Annotated in this window: 21 protein-coding genes and 1 pseudogene; 8 read left to right on the forward strand and 14 right to left on the reverse strand. The window is 64.8% G+C overall.

Annotation, left to right across the window (positions count from 1 at the left end; all coding sequences use genetic code 11):
• Positions 1–127: 127 nt before the first annotated feature.
• Positions 128–1096, reverse strand: a complete 969-nt coding sequence (locus ACVW1C_RS07780; RefSeq protein ID WP_456763017.1) for a TRAP transporter substrate-binding protein — start codon at positions 1094–1096, stop codon at positions 128–130.
• 186 nt (positions 1097–1282) lie between these two features.
• On the reverse strand, positions 1283–2986 hold the full coding sequence (locus ACVW1C_RS07785) for an IlvD/Edd family dehydratase (RefSeq protein WP_456757907.1): 1704 nt from the start codon (positions 2984–2986) through the stop codon (positions 1283–1285).
• A 173-nt stretch (positions 2987–3159) separates the two neighbouring features.
• Here ACVW1C_RS07785 and ACVW1C_RS07790 point away from each other — a divergent pair, with 173 nt between their 5' ends.
• Both ACVW1C_RS07790 and ACVW1C_RS07795 read left to right on the forward strand, forming a co-directional pair.
• Entirely contained in the window at positions 3160–3852 is a 693-nt protein-coding gene (locus ACVW1C_RS07790) for a GntR family transcriptional regulator (protein ID WP_456757908.1), read from the forward strand.
• Between the two features lie 34 nt (positions 3853–3886).
• Positions 3887–4456 (forward strand): invasion associated locus B family protein, encoded by a 570-nt coding sequence (locus tag ACVW1C_RS07795; RefSeq protein WP_456757909.1) that lies wholly within the window; start codon positions 3887–3889, stop codon positions 4454–4456.
• On the opposite strand, the pseudogene ACVW1C_RS07800 reads toward ACVW1C_RS07795, so the two are convergent.
• Positions 4457–5279 (reverse strand): annotated as a pseudogene (locus tag ACVW1C_RS07800) (NAD-dependent epimerase/dehydratase family protein).
• Between the two features lie 125 nt (positions 5280–5404).
• Here ACVW1C_RS07800 and ACVW1C_RS07805 point away from each other — a divergent pair.
• Positions 5405–6367, forward strand: coding sequence for an SMP-30/gluconolactonase/LRE family protein (locus ACVW1C_RS07805; RefSeq protein ID WP_456757910.1), 963 nt, complete (start codon positions 5405–5407; stop codon positions 6365–6367).
• Positions 6368–6457: 90 nt separating this feature from the next.
• On the opposite strand, the gene ACVW1C_RS07810 is transcribed toward ACVW1C_RS07805, so the two are convergent.
• Entirely contained in the window at positions 6458–7891 is a 1434-nt protein-coding gene (locus ACVW1C_RS07810) for an aldehyde dehydrogenase family protein (protein ID WP_456757911.1), read from the reverse strand.
• A gap of 338 nt (positions 7892–8229) precedes the next feature.
• Positions 8230–10596: a transketolase gene (locus ACVW1C_RS07815; RefSeq protein WP_456757912.1), complete on the reverse strand. Its 2367-nt coding sequence runs from the start codon at positions 10594–10596 to the stop codon at positions 8230–8232.
• A gap of 131 nt (positions 10597–10727) precedes the next feature.
• Between ACVW1C_RS07815 and ACVW1C_RS07820 the strand changes: the two genes are divergently transcribed.
• The 3 genes from ACVW1C_RS07820 to ACVW1C_RS07830 all read left to right on the forward strand — a co-directional run bounded on the left by ACVW1C_RS07820 (position 10728) and on the right by ACVW1C_RS07830 (position 14435).
• On the forward strand, positions 10728–11189 hold the full coding sequence (locus ACVW1C_RS07820) for an Lrp/AsnC family transcriptional regulator (RefSeq protein WP_024579268.1): 462 nt from the start codon (positions 10728–10730) through the stop codon (positions 11187–11189).
• Positions 11190–11320: 131 nt separating this feature from the next.
• The gene (locus ACVW1C_RS07825; RefSeq protein WP_456757913.1) at positions 11321–12406 is read left to right on the forward strand and encodes an IS4 family transposase; all 1086 of its coding nucleotides are present in this window, start codon (positions 11321–11323) and stop codon (positions 12404–12406) included.
• Positions 12407–12803: 397 nt separating this feature from the next.
• Positions 12804–14435, forward strand: a complete 1632-nt coding sequence (locus ACVW1C_RS07830; RefSeq protein WP_456757914.1) for a Spy/CpxP family protein refolding chaperone — start codon at positions 12804–12806, stop codon at positions 14433–14435.
• Between the two features lie 79 nt (positions 14436–14514).
• Here ACVW1C_RS07830 and ACVW1C_RS07835 read toward each other — a convergent pair whose 3' ends face one another.
• Both ACVW1C_RS07835 and ACVW1C_RS07840 read right to left on the reverse strand, forming a co-directional pair.
• Complete coding sequence (locus tag ACVW1C_RS07835; RefSeq protein ID WP_456757915.1) at positions 14515–14823, reverse strand: hypothetical protein; 309 nt, start codon at positions 14821–14823, stop codon at positions 14515–14517.
• A gap of 155 nt (positions 14824–14978) precedes the next feature.
• Positions 14979–16151, reverse strand: coding sequence for a fumarylacetoacetate hydrolase family protein (locus tag ACVW1C_RS07840; protein ID WP_456757916.1), 1173 nt, complete (start codon positions 16149–16151; stop codon positions 14979–14981).
• 147 nt (positions 16152–16298) lie between these two features.
• Between ACVW1C_RS07840 and ppk2 the strand changes: the two genes are divergently transcribed.
• Positions 16299–17261: a polyphosphate kinase 2 gene (ppk2, locus tag ACVW1C_RS07845; RefSeq protein ID WP_456757917.1), complete on the forward strand. Its 963-nt coding sequence runs from the start codon at positions 16299–16301 to the stop codon at positions 17259–17261.
• Between the two features lie 275 nt (positions 17262–17536).
• Positions 17537–18415 (forward strand): transporter substrate-binding domain-containing protein, encoded by an 879-nt coding sequence (locus ACVW1C_RS07850; RefSeq protein ID WP_456757918.1) that lies wholly within the window; start codon positions 17537–17539, stop codon positions 18413–18415.
• A gap of 51 nt (positions 18416–18466) precedes the next feature.
• On the opposite strand, the gene ACVW1C_RS07855 is transcribed toward ACVW1C_RS07850, so the two are convergent.
• From ACVW1C_RS07855 to ACVW1C_RS07885, 7 genes are all read right to left on the reverse strand, one after another.
• Positions 18467–19630 carry an IS4 family transposase gene (locus ACVW1C_RS07855; RefSeq protein WP_456757919.1) on the reverse strand — a complete coding sequence of 388 codons (1164 nt, stop codon included), beginning with the start codon at positions 19628–19630 and terminating at the stop codon, positions 18467–18469.
• A gap of 239 nt (positions 19631–19869) precedes the next feature.
• Positions 19870–20538 (reverse strand): amino acid ABC transporter permease, encoded by a 669-nt coding sequence (locus tag ACVW1C_RS07860; protein ID WP_207836161.1) that lies wholly within the window; start codon positions 20536–20538, stop codon positions 19870–19872.
• A 70-nt stretch (positions 20539–20608) separates the two neighbouring features.
• Positions 20609–21868, reverse strand: a complete 1260-nt coding sequence (locus tag ACVW1C_RS07865) for an NAD(P)/FAD-dependent oxidoreductase (protein WP_456757920.1) — start codon at positions 21866–21868, stop codon at positions 20609–20611.
• Between the two features lie 4 nt (positions 21869–21872).
• Positions 21873–22631 carry an SDR family NAD(P)-dependent oxidoreductase gene (locus tag ACVW1C_RS07870; RefSeq protein WP_456757921.1) on the reverse strand — a complete coding sequence of 253 codons (759 nt, stop codon included), beginning with the start codon at positions 22629–22631 and terminating at the stop codon, positions 21873–21875.
• An 85-nt stretch (positions 22632–22716) separates the two neighbouring features.
• Positions 22717–23799, reverse strand: a complete 1083-nt coding sequence (locus ACVW1C_RS07875) for a zinc-binding dehydrogenase (protein WP_456757922.1) — start codon at positions 23797–23799, stop codon at positions 22717–22719.
• 90 nt (positions 23800–23889) lie between these two features.
• Complete coding sequence (locus tag ACVW1C_RS07880) at positions 23890–24879, reverse strand: DMT family transporter (protein ID WP_456757923.1); 990 nt, start codon at positions 24877–24879, stop codon at positions 23890–23892.
• Positions 24880–25070: 191 nt separating this feature from the next.
• The gene (locus ACVW1C_RS07885) at positions 25071–25910 is read right to left on the reverse strand and encodes an aldo/keto reductase (protein ID WP_456757924.1); all 840 of its coding nucleotides are present in this window, start codon (positions 25908–25910) and stop codon (positions 25071–25073) included.
• Positions 25911–26105 lie beyond the last annotated feature (195 nt).

The following is a 26105-nucleotide window of genomic DNA, read 5'->3' on the forward strand; positions in this document are numbered from 1 at the left end:
GGGACCCATTACCCCCGGCTCGAGTTGGTTGCAGAAAGTCGGCGACCTAATCGCTCAACTGAAACGCCGCGGCGTATGGGTCCCGGCCCCCGTGCGCAATCGCGCACTCGGCCGGGACGACGCTGGTCTAATTGATGGCGCGGATCAGGTTCTTGATCTTCTCCGCGTGCGGGCCGAGCTCCTTGGCGAGCTTATCGAGATAGGGATCGGCGATCGCGGTGAAGCTCTTCTTGTCCACGTCATCGACCACCTTGACGCCGAACGACTTCAGCTTGGTCAGCGCATTCCGCTCCAGCTCGAAGGCTTTCTGCGGCTCCTTGGCGCTGACCTCGTTGGCGGCGGCCTGTACCCATTGCTTCTGCTCGGCGGAGAGGCTCTGCCACAGCTTGTCGGAGACGAACAGCAGGGCATTGTTGGCCTCGTGCTCGGTGATCGACAGCACGGGCGCGACCTCATAGTGCTTGTTGACGAGATAGACGTTGATGCTGTTCTCGGCGGCGTCGACCACGCCGGTCTGCAGCGAGGTATAGACGCTGCCGAACGGCATGTGCACCGTCTGCGCGCCATAGGCCGGGAACATGGTGTCCTCGGTCGCGGTCGCCTGCACCCGCACCTTCACGCCCTTGAGGTCGCCGACGTTGTGGATTTCCCTCTTGCTGTAGATGTGGCGCACGCCCTGCGAACCGGTGCCGATCACATGCAGGCCTTGTGTGGTCTCGTCGATCATCGTCCTGATGGCGTCGAACACCTTCGGGTCCGCCAGCGCCTTGATCACATGGGCGTCGTTGCGGAACAGGAAGTGCAGCGACATCACGCCGGCCTGCGGCGAGATCGTCGCCGTGTTGGCGGAGGAGACGATCGCGAACTCGATATCGCCTGATTTCACGAGCTGCAGCAGCTGCGGCTCTTGGCCGAGCTGCGCGCCGGGATACTGGTCGACGATCATCGTCCCCTTGCTCAATTCCTTGAGCTTCTCGGCGAACAGATCGCCGGCGACCGAATAGCCGGTGTTGCGCGGCTGGTCGTAGGCGAAGCGGAAGTGCTTGACCTCCTGCGCGCCGACGCACGCCGGCAGCAGCAACGCTGCCGCGGCCATGGCGATCCCGACGATCCTGGCTGAAGTGCCCATCGCGACGTTCCCCCTGTTTTTGATTGACGCGATCATCCCACCAGTCCCGCGGGATTGTCAATAAAACAGAGGCAATTGAACGCCCACAGGCACGATCACGTACTGCGTCACTCGAATTATCGATAATTCGGCAACTGCGCCGAACGGCGCTCGCTACTTCCCCTTGGCGCGCATGAAGTCGAAATCGCAGCCCTCGTCGGCCTGCAGGATCCTTTCATTGAAGAGATGCGCGTAGCCACGCTTGGCCCAGTCCGGCGTGCCGGCAGGGGCGAGCGCGGCGCGGCGCTTCTGCAGTTCGGCCTCGTCGACCAGCAGATCGATGCTGCGCTTGGCGACATCGAGCCGGATCATGTCGCCGTTCTGCACGAGACCTAGCGGACCGCCGACGGCAGACTCCGGCGTGATGTGCAGCACGATCGTGCCGAACGCAGTGCCGCTCATCCGCGCATCGGAGATGCGGACCATGTCCTTCACGCCGGTGCGCGCAAGCTTCTTCGGGATCGGCAGGTAGCCCGCCTCCGGCATGCCCGGCGCGCCCTTCGGGCCGGCGTTGCGCAGCACCAGCACGTCGTCGGCGGTTACGTCGAGCTCGGGGTCGTCGACCCGCAGCGTCATGTCCTCAACCGACTCGAACACCACGGCACGGCCGGTGTGCTGCAAGAGCTTTGGGCTCGCCGCCGACTGCTTGATGACGGCACCGCGCGGCGCGAGATTGCCGTGCAAGATCGCCATCGCGCCCTCGGATTTGATCGGGTTCGCCTTGGAGCGGATTGCATCCTGCCCCGGCACGTCCTCCGCGTTGGCGACGACCTCGCGCAAGGTCTGACCGGTGATGGTCCTGGCATCGAGGTCGATGAGGTCGCCGAGCTGCGCCATCAGCTTCGGCACGCCGCCGGCGTGATGGAAATGCTCCATGTAGTGTTCGCCCGACGGCTTGAGGTCGACCAGCACGGGCACCTCGCGGCCGAGCTTGTCGAACGCCTCGAGATCGATCTTGTGCGGCGAACGATTAGCGATGGCGGTCAGATGAATGAGCCCGTTGGTCGAGCCGCCGATCGCCTGCATGACGACCTGGGCGTTGCGGAACGACGACGGCGTCAGGATCTCGCTCGGCTTCGGCCCCTTGGCCTTCGCCATTTCGGCCGCAACGCGGCCGCTGGCCTCGGCAGAGCGGAAGCGTTCGGCATGCGGCGCCGGGATCGTCGCACTCATCGGCAGTGACAGGCCGAGCGCCTCGGTGATGCAGGCCATGGTGGAGGCCGTGCCCATCACCATGCAGGTGCCGACCGACGGCGCGAGGCGGCCGTTCACCGCCTCGATCTCGACATCGTCGATCTCGCCGGCGCGATACTTGCCCCACAGCCGGCGGCAGTCGGTGCAGGCGCCCAGCACCTCGCCCTTGTGATGACCGACCACCATCGGGCCGACCGGAATCACCACCGTCGGCAGATCGGCGCTGATGGCGGCCATGATCTGCGCCGGCAGGGTCTTGTCGCAGCCGCCGATCACGATCACCGCATCCATCGGCTGGGCGCGGATCATCTCCTCGGTATCCATCGCCATCAGATTGCGCAGATACATCGAGGTCGGATGCGCAAAGCTCTCGGCGATCGAGATGGTTGGAAACACGAACGGCATCGCACCCGACAGCATCACGCCGCGCTTCACCGCCTCGATGATTTGCGGCACGTTGCCATGACAGGGATTGTAGTCGCTGTAGGTGTTGGTGATGCCGACGATCGGGCGATTGAGCGCATCGTCCGAATAGCCCATCGCCTTGATGAACGCCTTGCGCAGGAACAGCGAGAAGCCGGCGTCGCCATAGCTGGTCAGTCCCTTGCGAAGTCCGTCGGCCATTTTCTTCTCTTCCCGTGTGTTGGTTGGCCGCACTTAAGGAGCGGCAGGAATTATTGTCAATATGAGATAATCTGGCGGAGAAGCGCGGCTGGCCTGCCGCAAATCCGCCCCCATTATTGACAATAGCCATGACGTCATGCTGACCTCAGGCACCGACCCGAAGCCGAGAGCGCATGAAAGCCGAGCCCGCCTTGCCCGAACTCCAGGCCCCCTCGCGGGAGGAGGAACAGGCGGAAGTGATCCGCCGGCTGGAGGAGGACATCATCTTCGGCCGCTTCGCGCCTGGCTTGCGGCTGGTCGAGGATACCCTGATGCAGCGCTACGGCGCGAGCCGGCATTTCGTTCGCCAGGCGCTGTTCCAGCTCGAACGTCAGGGCATCGTGCTGCGCGAGAAGAATGTCGGCGCCACGGTGCGGTTCTATTCGGCCGAGGAAGTACGGCAGATCTACGAGGTGCGCGAGATGCTGACGCGCCAGGCCGCGCTGATGATTGCCCTGCCCGCGCCTGACAGCCTGATCGAGCAATTGAGCAAGCTGCAACGGCACTACTGCCTCAAGGCCGACGCGCAGGACATGCGCGGCATTCACGAAACCAACGATGCATTCCACCTCGCGCTGTTCTCGGCCTGCGGCAATCCCTACCTCGTCCGCTCGCTGCAGGACTACATGAACCTGACGCTGCCGATGCGCGCCAAGAACCTCGCCGACAGCGAAGGCCTCGCATTGTCGCGCCGCCAGCACGAATTGATGATCGAGCTCTTGAGGGGCCGCGATAGCTGGGCGCTGGCGCAACTCTGCGTCGATCACATGCAGTACAGCAAGGCGGATTATCTGGTCCGCATCTCCAACGACAAAAAGCCGCAATAGCGCGATACGCGGCCTCCTCGTGAAGGAGACGGCGATGCGCCACCTAGCTATATGTCTTGGATCGATCGCCGTGCAGCTCGCGCTGGGCGGAATTGTCAACGCCGCCGACCCGCGCGCGGCCGAGCTCACCTATGAGCCCTGGACCAAGACCTGCCTGACCGAGGCGAGTTGCTTCGTCGCTGCCGCCGCGCGCGGCCAGTGCGCGCCGTCGGGCGGCTCCATCAGCGTCTCGCCACAGACCAGCACGCGCGCGCTGCTCACCGCCAATGTCGGAACGCGGACCATGCTGGAAGGCACGATCAGCCTCCGCATCGATCAGGACGAACCGATGCAGATCGCCAGGACGCACTGCTACACGCTCGGTTGCGGCGGCACGCTGGAGGCCAATGGCGAGTTGATCGAGCGGCTGAAACACGCGCAAGCGATCGTGCTGGAAGCGAAGAACCTGACCGGGCAGAAGATCAGCCTCAACTTCCCGCTCGCGCACTTTTCGCAGACCTATGACGGGCCCGGCAGCGCGCCCAAGGCATCGGGACAAAGCTCGAATGGGACGCAACGCGAGCGCACCGAAGCGGTGAAGCAACTGCCGCAGTGCGACAACTGATCACTTCTTCCAGTCGATCACCCCTGTCCTGTCGCCGTCGAACTCCATGCTGCAGAACGCGCCGCCCTGGTAGAAATCGCCGACCGGATCGGGCGGCAGCTTGGCCTGCTCAGCCATCGCGTGCTCGCGGAAGTCTTCGCCACGACCTGTCGGACGATAGCCGAGATCGTAGGCGCGGTGATTGTCCCACCACGAGCGCTCGTTGTACGACGCGCCGTACAGCACCTCGAAATGAATGTCTGGATGTTCGAGCCCGATCCGGCAGAGCTGCACGAGATCTTCCGGCTTGAGCCAGATCGACAGCCTGCGGGTGATCGAGCGGCGCCTCGCCGAAATTGCCGATCCGGATGCAGGTCACCTTGATGCCGTGCTTGTCGGCATAGAGCGCGCCGACGCCTTCGCCGAACACCTTGCTGACACCGTAGCGGCTGTCCGGCCGCGCCGTGACGTCGGTGCCGATGCGGTGATGCCGCGGGTAGAAGCCGACCGCATGATTGGATGAGGCGAAGATCACGCGCTTGACGCCCTGCTTGCGCGCCGCCTCGAACAGATTGTAGCAGCCGATGATGTTGGCCTGCAGGATCGCATCCCAGGAACCTTCGACCGAATAGCCCCCGAAATGCAGGATGCCGTCGACGCCCTCGCAGATTGCCTCGACTTCTGCGAGGTCGGCGAGATCGGCCGCCTTGAACTTTTCGTTGCTGCCGAGATCGGAGGGATTCTTGATGTCGCTCAGCAGGAGATCCGGATAGATCGGCGGCAGCAGCTTGCGCAGGCTGGTGCCGATTCCACCCGATGCGCCGGTCATCAATATGCGTGGCATGCCGTCCCTCGTCTTTCCTGTTTGCTCAAGGGGATCATCGGACCGAATTGCGGTCGCAGGCCGACAATGATAGCAAACCATGCGCTCAAGGAAACACCATCGAAACACAACAACGAGAACAGCAAATGTCCGATGTTCATTCCACCGGCTGGCGTCCCGCGACCTATTATCCCGATCCCGCGATCCACGCGCTCGATCCTCGCTTCGAGAAATACTGGCTGAAGCTCTCCGCCGTGGAGCGCATCGCCACCGGCCTGCGCTGGGCCGAAGGCCCGGTGTGGTTCGGCGACGGCCGCTATCTGTTGTGCAGCGACATCCCGAACCAGCGCATCCTCAAATGGGAAGAAGAGACCGGCGTGCTCAGCATCTTCCGCAAGCCGTCGAACTTCGCCAACGGCAACACCCGCGACCGCCAGGGCCGGCTGATCACCTGCGAGCATGGCGGCCGCCGCGTGGTGCGCACCGAATATGACGGATCGATTACCGTGCTGATCGATTCCTTCGGCGGCAAGCGGCTGAACTCGCCGAACGACGTCGTGGTGAAATCCGACGGCGCGATCTGGTTCACCGATCCGATCTTCGGCCTGCTCGGCAATTACGAGGGCTACAAGGCCGATCCCGAGATCGAGCCCAACGTCTACCGGCTCGATCCCGAAACCGGCAAGGCCAGCATCGTCGCCGAGGGCGTGCTCGGCCCGAACGGGTTGTGCTTCTCGCCGAACGAGAAGATCCTCTATGTCGTGGAATCGCGCGGCGAGCCGAACCGCAAGATCCTCGCCTATGACGTTTCCGCCGACGGCAAGACGATCGCGAACAAGCGCGTGTTCATCGACGCCGGCCCGGGCACGCCCGACGGCATGCGCTGCGACATCGACGGCAATCTGTGGTGCGGCTGGGGGATGGGCGATCCCGAGCTCGACGGCGTCGTGGTGTTCGCGCCCGACGGCGTGATGATCGGCCGCATCGCGCTGCCGGAGCGCTGCGCCAATCTCTGCTTCGGCGGACTGAAGCGCAACCGCCTGTTCATGGCGGCGAGCCAGTCGATCTATGCGCTCTACGTCAACACCCAAGGCGCGCTCGGCGGTTAGAAGGCAAAGAGGACAAAGTCTCCTCCAAACGTCTGACGCCGGAGCGGTGGTCCGCCCCGGCGCCAGAATCTTGTCTCTCGTGCTTCCGGCTTACGCGGCGTTGTAGCCGGCGACCGCCTTGGCTTCGAGATATTCCTCCAGACCGTAGCGGCCCCACTCGCGGCCGTTGCCCGACTGCTTGTAGCCGCCGAATGGCGCGCTGCGCTCGTTCGGCACGCCCTGCAGGTTGACGTTGCCGGCGCGGATCTGGCGGCCGACCCGGCGCGCGGTCTCCACGGTGTCGGCAGAGACGTAACCGGCGAGACCATACGGCGTATCGTTGGCAATCTTGACCGCGTCGGCTTCGTCCTTGGCGCCGATGATGGTCAGCACCGGTCCGAAGATTTCCTCGCGGGCGATCGTCATGTCGTTGGTGACGTCGGCGAAGATGGTCGGGCGGACATAGAAGCCCTTGTTGACGCCCTCGGGCAGGCCCGGGCCGCCTGCGACGAGCGTTGCGCCCTCGTCGATGCCCTTCTGGATCAGCGCCTGGATCTTGTCCCACTGGCCGCGGTTGACGACCGGACCGATCGTGGTGCCGTCGGCGCGCGGATCGCCGGCCTTGGTCTTGTCGGCGACGCCCTTCGCGATCGCGGCGACTTCCTTCATCTTGGAGAGCGGCACGATCATGCGCGACGGCGCGTTGCAGGACTGGCCCGAGTTGTTGAACATGTGCATCACGCCGCCGGTCACCGCCTTGACGAGGTCGGCCCCCTCGAGGATCACGTTCGGCGACTTGCCGCCGAGTTCCTGGCTGACGCGCTTCACGGTCGGCGCCGCGCGCTTGGCGACATCGACGCCGGCGCGGGTCGAGCCGGTGAACGAGATCATGTCGATGTCCGGGTGCTCGCTCATCGCGGCACCCACCTCCGGGCCGAGACCGTTGAGCAGGTTGAACACGCCCTTCGGCACACCGGCTTCATGGAGGATTTCCGCGAAGATCAGCGCCGAAGTCGGGGTGAACTCCGACGGCTTCAGGATCATGGTGCAGCCGGCGGCGAGCGCGGGCGCGACCTTGCAGGCGATCTGGTTGAGCGGCCAGTTCCAGGGCGTGATCATGCCGACGACGCCGACCGGCTCGCGCACGATCACGGCGGTGCCCATGGTCTCCTCGAACTCGTACTTCTTGAGCACTTCGAGGGTGTTCATGAGGTGGCCAAGGCCGGCGCCGGCCTGCAGCTTCTCGGCCATCGGCAGCGGAGCGCCCATCTCGTCGGAGACGGCGGCGCCGATCTCCTTCATGCGGCCCTTGTAGACCTCGACGATCTTGGTGAGCAGCGCGATGCGCTCCTCGCGGCTGGTCCGGGAATAGGTCTCGAACGCGCGCTTGGCGGCGGCGACTGCCTTGTCGACATCGGCCTTGGAGCCGAGTGCAACCTCATACATCGCTTCTTCGGTCGCCGGATTGACGACGGGGGTGGACTTGCCTTTGACGACGGGATCGACCCAGGCGCCATCGATGTAGAATTGCATGCGATTGACCATCGGAAACCTCTTGTAGGGGGCGTATGGATAAGGGGAACGGAAAGCGTTCGGCAGGCATCCTTGCACGAAAGCAGGGCGAATTGAACCCGCCATATGCGGGGCGCGGCTCGTGCACGCCCACGGCATATAATGTCGCAGGCAAGCGAGTGACAAGACTTCTTCACCCTCCCCTGGAGGGCGAGGGGTCGACGCGAATGAAATGAGCGGCGGGGTGGGGTGACGGTCTCTCCACATCCAACAGTACCCGAGTGGAGAGATCACCCCACCCCGCTGCGCATTCCGCTACGCTTCATGCGCAACGACCCTCCCCCTCAAGGGCCCTCAAGGGGAGGGTGAAACTACACCGCCATCTTGCGATGCCGCACCGGGGCGCCGACCGAGAGGCTTTCCGCAGCATCGATGATGGCGTTGGCGTCGATACCGTAATGGCGGTAGAGGTCGCCGATCGTGCCGGTCTGGCCGAAATGCTCGACACCGAGCGCCTCGACCCGGTGGCCGCGCACGCTGCCGAGCCAGCCGAGCGAGGCCGGATGGCCATCGATCACGGTCACGATGCCGCAGTCGCGGTCGAGGGGCGCCAGCATGCGCTCGATATGACTCAAATGCTGCGTGCCTCGGCGGTCGCGGCGCAAATTCCGCGCGGCGGACCAACCCGCATAGAGCCGGTCGGCGGAGGTTACCGCCAGGAGACCGACATCGCGGTGGCTCTCGCCGATCAGGCCGACCGCCTCGATCGCTTCCGGCGCGACGGTGCCGGTATACGCAACAACAATGTCGCAGTTCGGGCCCGGCCGGCGCATCCAGTAGGCGCCATCGGTGATGTCGCGCTGCAGGTCCGGTGTCATGATCCGCTGCGGTTGCTCCAGCATCCGGGTCGAGAGTCGCAAGTAAACCGAACCGCCCTCGACGCCCTCGCGCTGCATGTGGCCGAAGCCCCAGCCCATGATCACGGCAAGTTCATCGACGAAGGCCGGATCGAACGAGGCAAGCCCGTCCTGCCCGATCCCGATCAAGGGCGTCTTGATCGACTGGTGCGCGCCGCCTTCCGGCGCCAGCGAGATGCCCGACGGCGTCGCCGCCACCATGAAGCGGGCATCCTGGTAGCAGGCATAGTTCAGCGCATCGAGCCCGCGCTCGATGAAGGGATCGTACAACGTGCCGACCGGCAGCAGCCGCGCGCCGTTGATCTGGTGCGACAGGCCGAGCGCCGAGAGCATGATGAACAGGTTCATCTCGGCGATGCCGAGCTCGAGGTGTTGGCCCTTCGGCGAATATTCCCAGGTGTAGGCCGACGGGATCTTCTCCTGCCGGAACAGGTCGTGGTTCTCCGCCTTCGCGAACAGGCCGCGGCGGTTGACCCAGGCGCCGAGATTGGTCGACACCGTGACGTCGGGCGATGCAGTGACGATGCGCGACGCAAGCTCGCTCTCGCCGCGCCCGAGCTCATGCAGTACGAGCCCAAATCCCTGCTGCGTCGACATCTGCGCGGAGGCCTTGAAGGCCAGCCGCTCCGGCACGCCGATTTGAGGCGCCGAGAGACGACGGCGTCCCTCGCGGTTGAACGGCGTCTCGGCCAGGAACGCCTCGAGCTTCGCGGGCTCCTGCGACAGGCCCTCGAACTTGTCCCACTCATGGCCGGTGCGGATGTTCTGCGCGGCGCGCCACTTCTCCATCTGCGCCACCGTCATCAGGCCGGCGTGGTTGTCCTTGTGGCCCTGCATCGGCAGGCCGACGCCCTTGATGGTGTAGGCGATGAAGCACACCGGACGATCATGGTCGATCGCCTCGAAGGCCTCGATCATGCTCGCCATATCGTGGCCGCCGAGATTCGACATCAGCGCCAGCAGCTCGTCGTCGCTGCGGCGATCGATCAGGGCCGACACATCGCCCTGGTCGCCGATATCGTCGCGCAGATGCTTGCGGAACGCCGCGCCGCCCTGGAAGCAGAGCGCCGCATACATCTGGTTCGGGCAATTGTCGATCCAGCGCCGCAGCGCCTCGCCGCCGGGCTCGGCAAACGCCTCCAGCATTAGCTTGCCGTATTTCACGATCACCACGTCCCAGCCGAAATTGCGGAACATGGTCTCGAACTTGGCCCACAGCCCCTCGCGCACCACGGCGTCGAGCGACTGCCTGTTATAGTCGACCACCCACCAGGTGTTGCGCAGGCCGTGCTTCCAGCCCTCGAGCAGCGCCTCGAAGATGTTGCCCTCGTCCATCTCGGCGTCGCCGACCAGCGCGATCATGCGGCCCTCGGGCCGGTCCTTCAGCCAGCCGTGCGCCTTGACGTAGTCCTGCACCAGCGAGGCGAACAGCGTCTGCGCCACGCCGAGGCCGACCGAACCGGTGGAGAAGTCGACGTCGTCGGTGTCCTTGGTGCGCGACGGATAGGACTGCGCGCCCTTGTAGCCGCGGAAATTCTCCAGCTTGTCGCGGGTCTGGTGGCCGAACAGATACTGGATCGCGTGGAACACCGGGCTTGCATGCGGCTTCACCGCGACGCGGTCCTGCGGGCGCAGCACCGAGAAGTAAAGCGCCGACATGATGTTGGCGAGCGAGGCCGACGAGGCCTGATGGCCGCCGACCTTCAGTCCGTCGGTCGAGGGCCGCACATGGTTGGCGTGATGGATGGTCCACGACGACAGCCACAGCACCTTGCGGGCCAGAGCGGACAGCATGTCGAGGCGTTCAGGCGCGATTCCCATGGCAATGCTCCCAGCGAATATCTCCGATGTTACTGCCGCGGGGGCCGCCGAAAATCTCAATTCCGCGCGACAGCACAGGAAAAATTGGGATAAATTCCCACGATCCGGCCTTAACCAACGAGTTCATCCCAATGCCTGCCCTCGACGCCATCGACCGCAAGATCCTGAGCCTGCTCCAGACCGACAGCCGCATGACCATGCAGGAGCTCGCCGACAAGGTCGGGCTGTCGGTGTCGCCCTGCCACCGCCGGGTCAAGCTGCTCGAGGAGCGCGGCGTGATCTCTCGCTATATCGCAACCGTCGACCAGAAATCGCTCGGGCTGCATGTCTCGGTCTTCATCTCGATCAAGCTAGCGCGGCAGAAGGAGGAAGACCTCAACCGCTTCGCGCGCGCGATCTCGAAATGGGACGAGGTGCTCGAGTGCTATTTGATGACCGGCAACCGCGACTATCTCTTGCGCGTCGTCGCCGCCGACCTCTCCTCCTATGAGGCGTTCCTGAAGAACAAGCTGACCCGGCTCGACGGCATCGCCTCGATCGAGTCGAGCTTTGCGCTGAGCCAGGTGAAGTATTCGACAGCGTTGCCGGTGTGAGGGCGCTGGTTGGTGACTCTAGCCGTGCCAACGTCCCAATGTCGTCCTGGCGAAGGCCCATAGGCGCTAAAATAGGATTTGCGCGTTGAATTTGTATGTGATTCCAAGAAGGGATGAGACACGAATCGCTTGTGAACGAAGACTGGGCGCGTGTTGTTGCTCGGCTTGGTGGGGCTGAGGCTCTGGAGGTTGGCGCGCGCGAGACGAAGGCGTTTGTTCGTCCGCGCGAGATCACCAATGCGGTTGATTTGCTGCGGCTGATCCTTGCGTATTGTCTGGGCACGCGGGGTTTGCGGCTGACGGCGGCGTGGGCGACGTCGGTGGGCCTTGTCGACATCTCCAACGTGGCTCTGTTGTATCGCTTGCGTCAGTCCGGAGATTGGCTGGCGCAACTGATAGGTCAGGCACTTGCGAGTGGTGCGCCGAAGGCAAGCCGCGGTCGGCTGATCCGCATCGTTGACGCCACGACGGTCCCCAAAGCCGGAACCGAGGGCAGGCAAAACAACGCAGTGTGGCGTATCCACAGTGCGTTCGATCTTCCGCAAGAGCGCTTTGGGCACTTCGAGCTGACCGATGAGGGCGCAGGCGAGACACTGGATCGGATACCCGTGACTGCCGGCGAGATCCGTCTTGCCGACCGTGCCTACCTGCAACCAGAGCGCAAGGCGCATCTGGTCGATGCCGGCGCGGACTTCGTGATCCGCGCGGGCTGGAAGAGCGCGCGTTGGCTGGATCGCAACGGCAACCTTGTCGATCTCATCGCAGAGCTGCGCAAGGCCTTGGCAGGCGGCATGATCGATCGACCGATCTGGATAGAGCGCAAGTCCGGTGCGCAACCGCTTGCTGTGCGCTTGGTTGCGGTCAAAAAGCCGGCGCATGCGGCCGCGGAGGCGCGACGCAAGGCACGCAGGACAGCCCAGAAGGGAGGCCATCAACTCTCCAGGCAAACGCTTGAGGCCGCAGATTGGGTAATCCTGGCGACCTCGCTCAAGGGCGAGGACTTCACGGCTGCTGACGTCATTGCCCTCTACCGGTTGCGATGGCGGATTGAGCTCGGCTTCAAGCGGCTGAAGAGCTTGATTGGCTTGAAGGGACCTCCCGGAACTGACCAGCGGTCCGCTAAACCCCATATCCTCGCTCACCTGCTGATCACTCTACTGCTCGAGCCGTTGGTCGACGAACTCGAGGACTCTCCCCGCTTGGACGAAGCCGCCTGACCGGACCTTCCGCATGGCGCCTGCTACGTCAGCTCATCGCCTCATTGCTCCAAGCCGTCATTCCCCAACCCACGATCGCTTGTCTGCGCAGAGCAAGCCGTGCTCTCCGGCGACATCTGCGCGAGCCCCCCAGACGCAAGCGCCGCTATCAGGCAATGATCAAACTATCTTAGCGCCTATGGGCGAAGGCCAGGACCCATAACCAGCGCATTTGATGATGGATGGGATCGCGGCCCCAGCGTCATACAACGACGGACAATTGGGGTAATGGGTTCTGGCTTTCGCCAGGACGACGATGCTGCAAATTAAATCGTCGCCACCGGATCGTCGCGGGAACCCGGCGGCGGCCCTCGATGTTGATGTCAAGCATCACTGAGTATCCGAAGGGTGAGGAAATATGCTGAGGGCTGCCCGCTGCAGACACACCGTGTTGGCGCTCGCCACGATCCTCGCGGTCGCGGCATCGGCTGCGCTGCTCGCAGGCAGCGCCGATGCTGCCCGCGGTGGCGGTGGCGGCCACGGCGGTGGAGGTCATGGCGGTGGCGGCTTTCATGGCGGCGGGGGCGGATTTCATGGTGGCGGCGGTGGCTTTCATGGCGGCGGAGGCGGCTTCCACAGTGGTGGTTTCCACGGCGGCGGATTCCACGCCGGCGGCGCGCGTGGCGGCGGCTTTCACACCATTCATCCCGCTGCAAGAGCCGGCACGCGGCTCGGCGGCGGCTCCGGCGCGCGTCATAACCAATTCCGGCCCGCCGCTCATGCCGCGCACGTCGCGCCGAGCGTAGCCGCCGGCCGCCATGCCGCCTCGCCCGCCGCGATGCGGCACAATGCGAGCGCCGTGGGGCACGCGTTGGCCTCGCACCAGGTCCGCGCCGCGATGCAGAGACCGGGCGGCCTGCGCAATCCGATGACGCGCGCCGCAATCACGACGGCCGCCGCCGGAGCCGCCTGGAGCCATCAACATGGCGTTGGGTGGTGGCGTCATCCGAATGGCGGCTATGGCTGGGTCGGCCCGATCTTCTGGCCCTATGCCTATTACGATCTTTATGACTACGCCTGGTGGGGCGGGGGCTATGACCCGTACTTCTGGGATTACGGCTATGGCGATCTGTATGCCGGCCTGTTCGGTCCCTATGACTACGATGCCTTGAGCGGCTATGCCTACTACCTGCCCGGCTATGCCGGTCCCCGGCCGCCGGCCACGGGTCGATCGCGCGCCACCGCTCAGACCACAACCCTTGCCGACATGTGCGGCAGCGACAGAAGCGATATCGCGGGCTTCCCCATCGAGCAGTTCCGGAGCGCCATTCAGCCCAATGCAGAGCAGAGCACCGCGCTCGACGAACTCGCCAGCGCATCGCAGAAGGCATCCGCGACCATTCTCAATTCATGCCCCAAGGACGTGCCGCTGACGGCGCCGAGCCGCCTCGCCGCGATGCAGCAGCGCCTCCAGGCCATGCGCGACGCGGTCGGGATTCTTCAGCCGGCGCTGGAGAGGTTCTATGGGCTGCTCAGCGACGATCAGAAAGCGAAGGTGACCGCGCTGGTGGCAGATCAGCACCGCGGCCAGCACGAGGCGACGGCGGACAACGGCAACTGCAATACGGCGCAGCCTGCGGCCATCGCATGGCCCGGCGACATTATCGAACGCAACGTCAAGCCAACCGATGCACAGCGGGCGAGCCTCGATGCCTTGCGGGACGCTGCGACAAAGGCTGAGGACACATTAAAATCGTCCTGTCCGCCCACCGATGCGCGCACGCCACCGGCACGCCTTGCGGCGGTCGGCGCGAGACTCGATTCCATGCTTCAGGCGATCGGCACGGTGCGTCCGGCCGTGGACACTTTCTACAACGCGCTCAGCGACGAGCAGAAGGCCGCGTTCGACGCTGTCGGCCCCGAGCGGGACGGCGGCAGAAGCGCGATGGCCGCCGCAGGCGGCGACGAACCGCCGCGAAGCCATCATCGCCGTCACCACCATCATGGCCCCAATATCGGCGGCATGATCTTCCGGATGATCGGCTTGTAGGGCACGCCATCGCCTCGCGCCTAGGGCGGTGACATCATCCCTCGATGTCTCAGCGTGGCAACCAGCCGGAGCAACTAGGCTACGGCGCGATCCACATGCCAACCACGATGATGGCCAGTGCGACAGCAATCACCAGCATATCGGTCGTGAGCCAATCAGGCATTCCATTCGATGGCTGCTCGCTCATGTCCGCGACTCCTTCTGTTCGCGTAGAGCCCGTATGCTGAAGCGAAGCAGCGCGAACGAGGATGAACTGGATCACATAAGGGCGCGACAAGCGGTCGCTCCGAATTTCATGCATCCGCGCGCCCTCAAGTTGCAGCACGCGATTGATCTGCCGCGCAGGTTTCTGAACATGTTCGACAACGCCAGCGGCGACAGCAAGCAAGATAGCACGTCAGCGCGCAGCGCGTATGGTGGGTTAGCCGAAGGCGTAACCCACCATCTTTGCTGCAGGCGACACGGTGGGTTACGCGGAGTTTATCATCGGGCCGCCCTTCGGGCGGACCCGTTAGCTAATCCACCTACGCGTAGCGCTCATCCTCACAGCACCTTCCGCTGCGCCAGGTTTTTCATCAGCGCACCGACGCCGAAAGTCCAGGGCTCGCATTCGTCGCTGCCACGCATGCGGTTGACGAGCTTGCCCAGCTGCGGCGCTTCGATGGTGACGATGTCATCGCGCTTGTGGGTGAAACCCTCGCCCTTGGCATCGCGGTCCTTGACCGGCGCGAACATCGTGCCGAGGAACAGCGCAAAGCCGTCGGGATATTGATGCACGGGCCCGATGGTCTGGGCGACCAGATCGGTCGGGTCGCGGCTGATCTTGCTGATCGAGGAATGGCCCTCGAGCACGAAGCCGTCTGTTCCCCTCACGGTCAGGCCGACATCCATCTTCCTGACGTCGTCGAGCGAGAAGGTCCCGTCGAACAGCCGCAGCAACGGGCCGATCGCGCAGGAGGCGTTGTTGTCCTTGGCCTTCGACAGCAAGAGCGCCGAGCGGCCCTCGAAATCGCGCAGGTTCACGTCGTTGCCGAGCGCCGCGCCGACGATCCCGCCGGCGCCGGAGACGATCAGCACAACCTCCGGCTCCGGATTATTCCAGGTCGACTTCGGATGCAGGCCGGCATCCATCCCGGTGCCGACCGAGGACAGCGTCGGCGCCTTGGTGAACACTTCGGCGTCGGGGCCGATGCCGACCTCTAGATACTGGCTCCAGGCGTTCTGGTCGATCAGCACCTGCTTCAGCCGCATCGCCGGCTCGGAGCCCGGCTTCAGCTTGGAGAGATCGTCGCCGACCAGCCGCACCACCTCCTTGCGGATCGCGTCCGCCGACGACGGATTGCCGCGCGCCCGCTCCTCGATCACGCGCTCCAGCATCGAGATCGCGAAGGTGACGCCGGCGGCTTTCAGCACCTGGAGATCGACCGGCGCGAGCAGATGCGGCCTCGCCTTGTCGCGGCCATCGGGCGGGGTGTTGGCGAGGATGGTCTCGAAATCGCCGATCCGCTCACCGCGCGTTGCGCGCAACGCGGCCGCGGGATCCGCCTCCTCGCACAGCACGCTCACCGTGGGGAAGCGCGCGGTGACGTCGAACACACCGTCGCCCCGCACGGCGACCACGGCGGGCCCGCCCGCCTGCGGCAGCCAGACCCGTCCGACCAGCGTGCCGGCGGTGCCGTCCTCGGGCAGGACGTCCTTTGGCGTGAGCGAAATCATCGGCGTCTCCTTTTTTGATCTTGTCATCGCTTGTTAGCACAGTCCCGCCGGCTGCGTGAAACAGCGGTCATGCCAATGTCATAGAGGGGTAACATCGCCCGTCAATGCTCCCGCCGATCCATCTAACACACTGAAAGACGGACCGTCATGACCGCCTTCGACCTCACCGATGAAGCCGCCCGAGATGACGCCTTGCGCGACGAAGCCTTACGCGAGGAAGCCTTGCGCGCCCGCATCCATCAGGAGATGGCCGACAGCCTCGACGAGGAACTCGAGCTCGAGCTCGACGACGTGAGGCTCGACGAGTTTGACCACGACGGGGCCGCCGGTCGGCCGTCGATCGACCGCAAGCTCTACTTCCGCGAATTGCTGCGGCTGCAGGGCGAGTTGGTCAAGCTGCAGGACTGGGTGCAGCACGAGAAGCAGAAGGTCGTCGTGCTGTTCGAGGGCCGCGATTCCGCCGGCAAGGGCGGCGTCATCAAGCGCATCACCCAGCGGCTCAACCCGCGCATCTGCCGCGTCGCGGCGCTGCCGGCGCCGAACGAGCGCGAACGCACGCAATGGTACTTCCAGCGCTATGTCTCGCATCTGCCGGCCGGCGGCGAGATCGTGCTGTTCGACCGCAGCTGGTACAACCGCGCCGGCGTCGAGAAGGTGATGGGGTTCTGCAACGACGAGCAGTATGAGGAGTTCTTCAGGTCGGTGCCGGAATTCGAGCGCATGCTGATCCGCTCCGGCATCATCCTGCTGAAATACTGGTTCTCGATCACCGACGAAGAACAGGCGTTCCGCTTCTCGATGCGTATTCACGATCCGCTGAAGCAGTGGAAGCTGAGCCCGATGGATGTCGAGGCGCGGACCCGCTGGGAGCTCTACACCAAGGCCAAGGAGACCATGCTGGAGCGCACGCATCTGCAGGACTCGCCGTGGTGGATCGTCGATGCTGTCGACAAGAAGCGTGCCCGGCTCAACTGCATCTCGCACCTGTTGAGCCAGATCGCCTACCAGCAGGTCGCCCACCAACCGGTGGTGCTGCCGCCGCGGGTCCGCAACCCCGACTATCACCGCGGCCCGATCCCGCCGGAGATGTACGTGCCGGAAACGTATTGATGGTGGTCGTTTCCCCTCTCCCCGTTCTTGCGGGGAGAGGGTTAGGGTGAGGGGCTTCCATCCGGAGAGCACCTTGCAGCTTGTTGAGCAGCATGACCTGCCCCTCACCCGGGTCGCATCTTGCGATGCGATCCGACCTCTCCCCGCAAAGCGCGGGGCGAGGTGAAAAGCTAGGCATCCCCCCTTCCCCTCGCCTACCAATGGCGCAGGCGTGCGCACTTGCTGGCACCGGATACCGACGCTAGGCTTCCCCGATCTGGTGCAGGGAGGCCCGCTTGACTCAATCCGACGACATCGCAATTTCCGAAGATCGCCGCGACGCGCTGCGCTATGCGCTCGGGATCGGCAGCGGCGCGGCGCTCGCGGCCGCGATGGCAACCCCGGCCGCGGCGCAGACCCAGGCCGACAACACCCTGGATCGCATCAGGGCCAACAAGGTGCTGCGGATCGCCGTGCTGCCGGGCGAGCTGCCTTATTTCAACAAGGACCTCGCCACCGGCACCTGGTCCGGCTTCTCGATCGAGATGGCCAACGACCTCGCCAAGCTGCTCGACGTCAAGCTGGAATATGTCGAGTCGACCTATGGCAATTCGATCCTCGATCTGCAGGCCAACAAGATAGATCTCGGCTTTGCGCTCAATCCGACCCCGCAGCGGGCGCTGGTGGTGGATTTCACCAATCTGGTGTTCCCGCATCCGTTCGGCGCGATGCTGAAGAAGGGGCTGGAGGCGAAGACCTGGGCCGACATCAACAAGCCCGAGGTCAAGATCGCGGTCGACGTCGGCTCGGCCAACGAGGCGGTGGCGCGGCGCTTTGCGCCGAACGCCACCATCAAGTCGCTGAAGTCGCGCGACGAGGTGATGCTGGAAATGTCGTCGGGCCGCGTCGATTGCGTGGTCAACGCGCTGGTGCTCGGGCTGACCGCGATCGCCAAGAATCCGAACCTCGGCACCTACAAGATCCTGGCCTCGCCCTCGGTGACGATCGCGAGCGGCACCGCGGTGCGCCGTGAACAGGACAAGCGCTGGCGCGATTTCCTGTCGGTGTGGATCGACTACAACCGCGGCATCGGCCAGATGCGCGAATGGTTCGTCAAGGGCCTCGGCCTCGCCGGCGTCAAGCCGGAGGACGTGCCGGTGGAGCTGAACATCTAGCCGCGCTCGTCTTCACCTCGCCCCGCTTGCGGCAGGGCTGTCCGGGGAAGTTCAACCATAGCAGAGTTCCATCTGGTCGAGGGACGTTGTGGATTTGCGACGGCCAGGGTTGATTGGCGGAGGCTTTTCGATGCTGGCGAAGGCTCGCCGGGTGAACAGGAACTGGCTGACGAGTTCGGCGAGCCTGAGCGGCAGCATTTTGATGCAGTGGGACCGCGCGGCAATGCGCAACAGTAGGTAGGCAATCATCGCAGCAAGGACTTGCAGGCGGATTGCATTGTCATTGGTGCCGAGGAACTTGCGAATGTCGAGGTGTTGCTTGATCCAGCGGAACAGCAGTTCGATCTGCCACCGGCTCTTGTAGAGGGCGGCGATCTCGACAGCCGTTCGGGTCGTGTCGTTGGTGAGAAGCGTGATCACGCCGCCGTTCTCCCGCCTGACCTTGATGCGCCGCAGCGGTATCGGCAAACGCGAGTCGCCCTTACTGGTGAGCTTCACCTCGTCGTCGACGATGATCTTGAAGCCGTCCCCCTTGCTGTTGCGGATGGTGCGATGCCTGACCGCGCGTAGCCGGATGCTCGTCTTCGGCCGGGTCACGAAGAAAGCCTTGCTGTCATTGATCTTATGCCACCAGTCGAAACGGCAATATCCCTTGTCGAACACATAGGTTGTGCCGGCCTGGATCGGAGTCTGGCGACCGATCTCGATATCGTTGACGTTGGCAGCCGTCACCTCGACGCACTTCGGGATATCGCCCTTGGGATCGTAGACCACGTGCAGCTTCATGCCGCGGATGCGGCCGTTCCACGCCGCCCAGGTGCAAACTTTGCCAAGCGGGATCGGACTGGCATCGATCAGGCGCACCATCTCCGTGCCTTCGCCCCGCAACTGCCGGCTTGCCATCGCCGACAATCGTGCAAAGGTTTGCGCAAAAATGCTGGACGGGCGGCGGCTGTTGGCATCCGACAGTGTCGAGCGGGACAACCTGCCGGTGCCCAGGTGATAGTGATGCTGAGGATTGGCGTTGAAGCCGGTCACCACGGCGCGCAGGCTGTTGTTCCCGCTCAACTGCGCATAGATCAGCGCTACCAGGTGATCCCAGCTCTTGAACGACTTGTCATAGGCATCCCCGTCCAGACGATCCACAGCCGCCTGAAACTGCCGCCGATTGATCGGTTCAAGCAGCCTACTAAAAATGCTATCGCGAAATCGCATGCTCGGCCTTCTGTGTCTCGACAACCAGAAAAGACCGATTTGCCTCGGTTTCGCCGAGCATGCACCGCGACACAGTGAATCATTCCCCGGACAGCCCTGCGCTTGCGGGGAGAGGTCAGATCGCATCGCCAGATGCGATCCGGGTGAGGGGGTACAGGTCTCACCGCGATCCAGACTCGTGGAAGCAGCCCCTCACTCCGACCCTCTCCCCGTAAGAACGGGGAGAGGGAGAAGAACGATCACACCTTGTCGTAGGTCAGCCCGCGCTCCAGCCGGCGCGCCACCAGTGTCGAGGGAAACAGGATCGCAAAATAGATCAGCGCCACGATGGTGTAGACCTCGAGCGGCCTGTAGGTGTCGGCGTTGATCAGGGTGGCGTTGTAGACAAGATCGGGCACCGCGATGATCGAGACCAGCGAGGTGTTCTTCAGCTGCGTCACCGACTGGTTGACATAGGGCGCCATCATCGGCTTCAGCGCCTGCGGCAGGATCACGAGCCGCATCAGGCGCCAGCCGCGGAAGCCGAGCGCCTTCGCCGCGTCCCACTGCCCGATCGGCACGCTCTCGATCGAGCCGCGCACGATCTCGGCATAGAACGCGCCGCCATAGAGCGACAGCACGCTGACCGCTGCGACATGCGCCGGGATGTTGACGCCGATCACGACCGGAAAAGCGTAGTAGAACCAGATGATCTGCACCAACAGCGGCGTGCAACGGAAGGCTTCGATATAGGCGATCAGGAGCCAGTCGATCACCGGAATCCGCCGCAGCCGCAGCATGCCGACGATCAGGCCGATCAAGGTGCCCAGGATGATGGTGCCGATCGTGTAGGCCATGGTCCAGCCGAGCCCGAGCCAGAACAGATGGCTGTACTTGGCGAGGATCCCGAAATCCCAGACGTAGTTCATCCTGCCCCTCGGTTGCCACACGTCTTGCGCGCGCCTTGCGGGCCCAGCATCGCAGGCGGCCTCGCGCAAGTCACGCGATATACCGGCCCGGCGAAAATGCCTTCACCTCGAACGGCGGCGCGGCGCCCGCGATCATTGCCGCGACCGCGGCGCCCGTTCCGGGACCGGTGGTGAAGCCGATATGCTGGTTGCCGAAGGCGAGCCAGAGACCGCGATGCCGCGGCGCTGGTCCGATCATCGGCAGGCTGTCGGGCAGCGTCGGCCGCGCGCCGCGCCAGCGCTCGCCGACCGCTTCGCCGAATTCGACCACGCCGCGCGCCATCGGCACCACGGCCTCGAGCTGCGCATAGTTCGACGGCGCGTCGCGCGCGGTCAGCTCGACGCCGCTGGTGACGCGAACGCCCTGCTCCATCGGCGTCATCAGAAATGCCCCCTCCGCATCATGGATCGGCCGCAGCAATTTGCGTGCCGGGTTCGGCACGAAATGCTGGTGATAGCCGCGCTCGAACGCCAGCGGCACGCGATAGCCGAGCGGCCGCAGCAGCTCCGCCGACCACGGCCCGAGCGCGACCACGACATGGCGCGCGGCGATCTCGCCGTCGGCAAGCTGCACGCGCCAGCCTTCGTCCTGTTGCTCGATCCGCCGGATCTCGGACTGCCGCACCGTGCCGCCGCTGGCGGCGAGCATCTGCGCATAGGCCTTGACCACCGCGCCCGGTGAATCGACCGATGCCGTCTGGGTGTGCAGCAGGCCGACACTGTAGGCAGGAATGATGTTCGGCTCGAGCGCGGAGATCGCCTGGCGATCGAGCACCTCGCTTTTGATGCCGAATTCGGCGAGCGCCGCCTGCTCGGCCTTGGCGGTCGCAAGCCCGTCGCCGCGCCAGGCCTTGAGCCAGCCGGTCTCTCTGATGCGATGGCCGGCGCCCGCCTGCACGATCCAGTCGCGATGCAGCGCCAGCGACGTCCCGATCAGGCCGTGCAGCGCGGCGGCCCGGGGTTTGGTCTGCGACGGTGTCGCCGCAGCGAGGAAGCGGATCACCCAGCCGGCGTTGGCGACCGCCCACGAAAGATTCCAGCGCAGCGCCGGATGCGTGTTGGTGAGATATTTCGGCAGGTTCTTCAAAAGCTGTGGCGTGTTGAGCGGCAGGATCGAGCCGGACGAGATGATGCCGGCATTGCCGTAGGAGGTCTCGCTGCCCGGCTCGCGGCGGTCGACGATGACGACGGAGAGACCGCGCTGCCGTGCGGCAAGGCCAGCCGAGACGCCGACCATGCCGGCGCCAAGCACGACGACATCAGCCTGCTGTGCGGACGCGCCCTCGCTCATGCCGTCACATCAAGGTCAGGCCGCCATCGACCGGCAGCGTAGCGCCGGTGATGTGGCCCGCTTCCGGCGACAGCAGGAACACCACGACGGCGGCGACCTCGTCGGGCTCGGCCAGCCGCTGCATCGGATTGGCTTTCGCCACCCGCTCCCAGGTCGCGGTGTCCAGCGCACCGAACAGGCCGGGATCCTTGCGCGTGTAGCCGGGCATCACGGCATTTGAGGTGGCGCCCGAAGCTGCGAGCTCGATTGCGAGCGACTTCACCAGCACTTCGAGCGCGGCCTTCGCGGCGGCCGATCCCGGATAAGTGGCGCCGGGCACGAAGCGATGCGGCCCGAAACTCGAGACCGCGACGACGCGACCCTGCGCGCTGCGCGCGAGATCGGACAGTGCAGCCGCCGCGATTTCATGAAATGCCGCCGCCATCACCGCGAAAGCGCGCTCCAGCGCCGCGCGCGGCAGACTGGCGAAATCGCGGCGATCGGCGAAGCCCGCGGCGTGCACGATGCTGTCGATCGGCCCGAATGCGGCGCGCGCAGCCTCGACCAGCGACGCGCCGGCGCCGACCACGGCGAGATCGCCGGTAGAGACCGCAACCTTGGCGCCCTTGCTGCGGCATTCCTCCGCGACCGAATTCAGCCGCGCGAGCCCGCTGGCCTCGGCGCCCTGGCCATGCAGCATCAGCCCCTGATCGGGGCCGGCCAGCCGGCGCGCAACCGCGGCGCCGATGCCGGAGCCGCCTCCCGTAATGATTGAAACGCGCATGAGATGGGTGCTGTCAGTGCATAAGAGACAGCGAACTATAGGTTCGGTCCCGCGAAATGCAAATCGCGCGGCGCCGTCAGGCAACTCAACGCCACGGCTCGACCAGGATCTTGGTGTGCGCCTCGGGATTGGCGAGATCGGCAAAGGCCTGCGCGACACCGTCGATGCCGACGCGGCCGGTGACCAGCGATGCGGCATCGACCTGGCCTTCCGCAATCAGACGCAGCGAATAGGCGAACTCCTCCGGCGTATAGCCGAGCACGTACTGGACGTTGAGCTCCTTGATGATGCCGAGCATCGGCTCGGACTTGTCGGTCTCCATGCAGACCCCGACCACGACGATGCGCGCGCTGCGCGGGGCGCCCTCGAACACCTGCTGCAACACGCCGGGCACGCCCACGCATTCGAAGATCAGCGCGGGCTTCAGCGGCGGCAGCAGCGCCTGCATCGGCGGCCGCGCCGCCTTCTCTGCCTCGGTCATCTGGGCGTGCTCGGCCCAGCTCGCATAAGGCTGCGTCTTGGCGGGATCGACCACCACATCGGCGCCCATCTTCTCGGCGAGCAGCCGCCGCGCCGGCGAGTAGTCGGCGGCAACGATCGGACCGAGCCCCTTGATCTTCAGCGCCGCGATCACCGCAAGGCCGACCGGCCCGCAACCGATCACCAGCGGCACCTCGCCGCCCCTGATGTTGGCCATCGCCACCGCATGGACGCCGACCGCAAGCGGCTCGGTGAGCGCGGCGTGCTCGGCGGCGAGCCCGTTCGGCACTTCGAGCAGCAGCGGCTCGCTGAGCAGCATCTGCTCGGCATAGCCGCCGAGATAGTCGTTGGAATAGCCGATGCCCTTCGGACCCTCCGGCGTCAGCAGCGCCGGCAGCGAGCAGACGCGCGTACCGGGCTTCAGCTTGCGCGTGGTGCCCGGGCCGTAATCGAGGATTTCGCAGCAGAACTCGTGACCGAACACGACGTCGCGCGACAGGTCCATCGGCGTGCGGCCGGGCAGGAACTTGCTCAGCTCCACCATGCGGTGGGCATGCTTGCGCGCGTGCAGATCGGAACCGCAGATGCCGCAGGCGAGCGATTTGACCAGCACCTGGCCGGCGCCCGGCTTCGGTTCCGGCATCTGGTCGACGACAATCTCGCCGTTTCTGAAGATCGCTGCGCGCATGTTTCCTCCCGCGTGGGTTTTGTCCCACTCATTTTGATGCATTTTCTAACGGAAGGGATAGCCGCTTCGTCCGAAAACGCAAGTGCACCCTCAGGCGTTTGGCGACGGCTCGCTGGCCACCGCCAGCAATTGCGAGCGGCGCATGCGCTCGCGGTGCGCGGTGTAGAGACCGGAGGCGACGATGAAGCCGGCGCCGAGGATGGTCCAGCGATCGGGGACTTCGCCGAAGATCAGGAAGCCGAGGATGCTGACCCACAGCAGCTGCGTATAGGAGAACGGCGCCAGCACCGAGGCATCGCCGTAGCGGAACGCCAGCACCACGATCCACTGTCCGACGGTGGACGCAACGCCGATCAGGATGCCGAACATGATGTCGTGCCAGCTCGGCGTGACCCAGACGAACGGCACCAGCGCGCTGACGATGGCGACGCCGACGATGGACGAATAGGTCATCACGGTGATCGGACGTTCGCTGCCGCTCATCATCCGCGTCAGGATCAGCGTGGCGGCCCAGGCCAGCGCCGAGACGATCGGGAAGATCGCGGCAGGATGGAAGGCGCTGGTGCCCGGCCGCAGGATGATGAACACACCGGCGAGGCCGACCGCGGTTGCGATCCAGCGCCGCATGCCGACCTTCTCGCCGAGGAAAGCGATCGACAGCGCGGTGACGAACAGCGGCGAGACGAAACTGGTGGCCGAGGCCTCGGCGATCGGCAGGAAGCCCAGCCCCGTGATGAAGATCAAGGAGGAGCCGAGCAGCGCTGCGCCGCGCAGCACGTGCAGGCCGGGACGGCCGCTGCGCAGCGCGAACAACGGCGTGCCCGGCAGCATCGCCGGCGTCATGATCAACGCGAACACCAGGAAGCGGATCCACGCGATCTCGATCGAAGGCAGCGAGGACGACAGATATTTCGCGGTGACGTCGGAGGTGCCCAAAAACACCGTCGACAGCAGGATCAGCGCAATGCCCTTGAACGGCCGGTCGGTGCGGGCCGGCGCCTTGCGTGCAACAGAAGTTTTCGCGGGCAATGAAAGAGGAACGCTGTCCAGCCTGGCGGCTACGGCGGGGGGCGGTGTCACGGCAATCTCGAAGGCAAAATAAGGGGGATCTGCTATTCGTACAGAACGCCAATTCCGCCGCAAGAACAATGCCCGAAAACGGGACTCCGATATGCACCAGCGCGCGACCGGCCTCCGCAGACCGTGCGCGGCCGCAACTGCAACAGTTTGTTAAGAACTGTGTGGAGCGGAGCTTGAGTGAATCCCGCGAACTAGAGCATCGGCAGCGAGCGCGGCTTCGGCCCGCGCGGAAACGCCGCGTCGAGCGCGGCGATTTCGTCGCCGCTGAGCTTGAGCGTTCCCGCCGCGGCATTCTCCGCTGCGTGGTCCGCGTTCGACGCCTTCGGGATCGCGAGCACCGACGGCAGCCGCGTGAGAAAGCCCAGCGCGACCTGGCGCGGTGTCGCCTGGTGCGTTTGCGCGATCGATTGCAGCACCGCTCCGGATTTGCTCGATGCGGAAGGAAAATCATTGTGGCCGAACGGCGAATAGGCGACCACGGCCACGCCATGCTGCTCGCACCACGGGATCACGGCGTGCTCGATGGCGCGCTCGCGCAGATGGTAGAGCACCTGGTTGCAGGCGATCTCGCCCTCGCCCGCGACATCGAGCAGTTCATCGAGATCGGCTGCGTCGAAATTGCTGACGCCCCAGGAACGGATCTTGCCGGCCGCGACCAATTCGTCGAACGCCGCGACGGTCTCGGCGAGCGGATAGGTTCCGCGCCAGTGCAGCAGATAGCAATCGAGGCGATCGGTCTTCAGCCGCTTCAGCGAGCGCTCACAGGCGGTGATGGTGCCGCGCCGCGAGGAGTTGCTCGGCAGGACCTTCGAGACCAGGAACAGCTCGTCGCGGCGGCCGGCAATCGCGTCCGCAATCACAAGCTCGGCGTCGCCATACATCTCGGCGGTGTCGATATGCGTCATGCCGGCGTCGATACCGCGCTTCAGCGCAGCGATCGCTGCCTTGCGGTCACCGCGATCGAGATACCAGGTGCCCTGCCCGATCACCGAGACCTGCGGGCCGTTGTTGCCGAACTTTCTTGTCTGCACGATCGCCTCGTTCTGCGTGGGTCGCCTCTCGCCCAGCGCAAAGATAGTGGAAACGAGAGATCATGTCTCCACATCGTCGTCCCGGCTTTCGCCGGGACGACAGCGGTTGTTGCGCCGTCTCACGTAATCGCAACGGCGCGGATCCTCCGATCCGCACCCGCAATGCCCGCATTACGCGCGGTCACACGTTGAGAT

The organism is Bradyrhizobium sp. USDA 4011, from assembly GCF_054063415.1.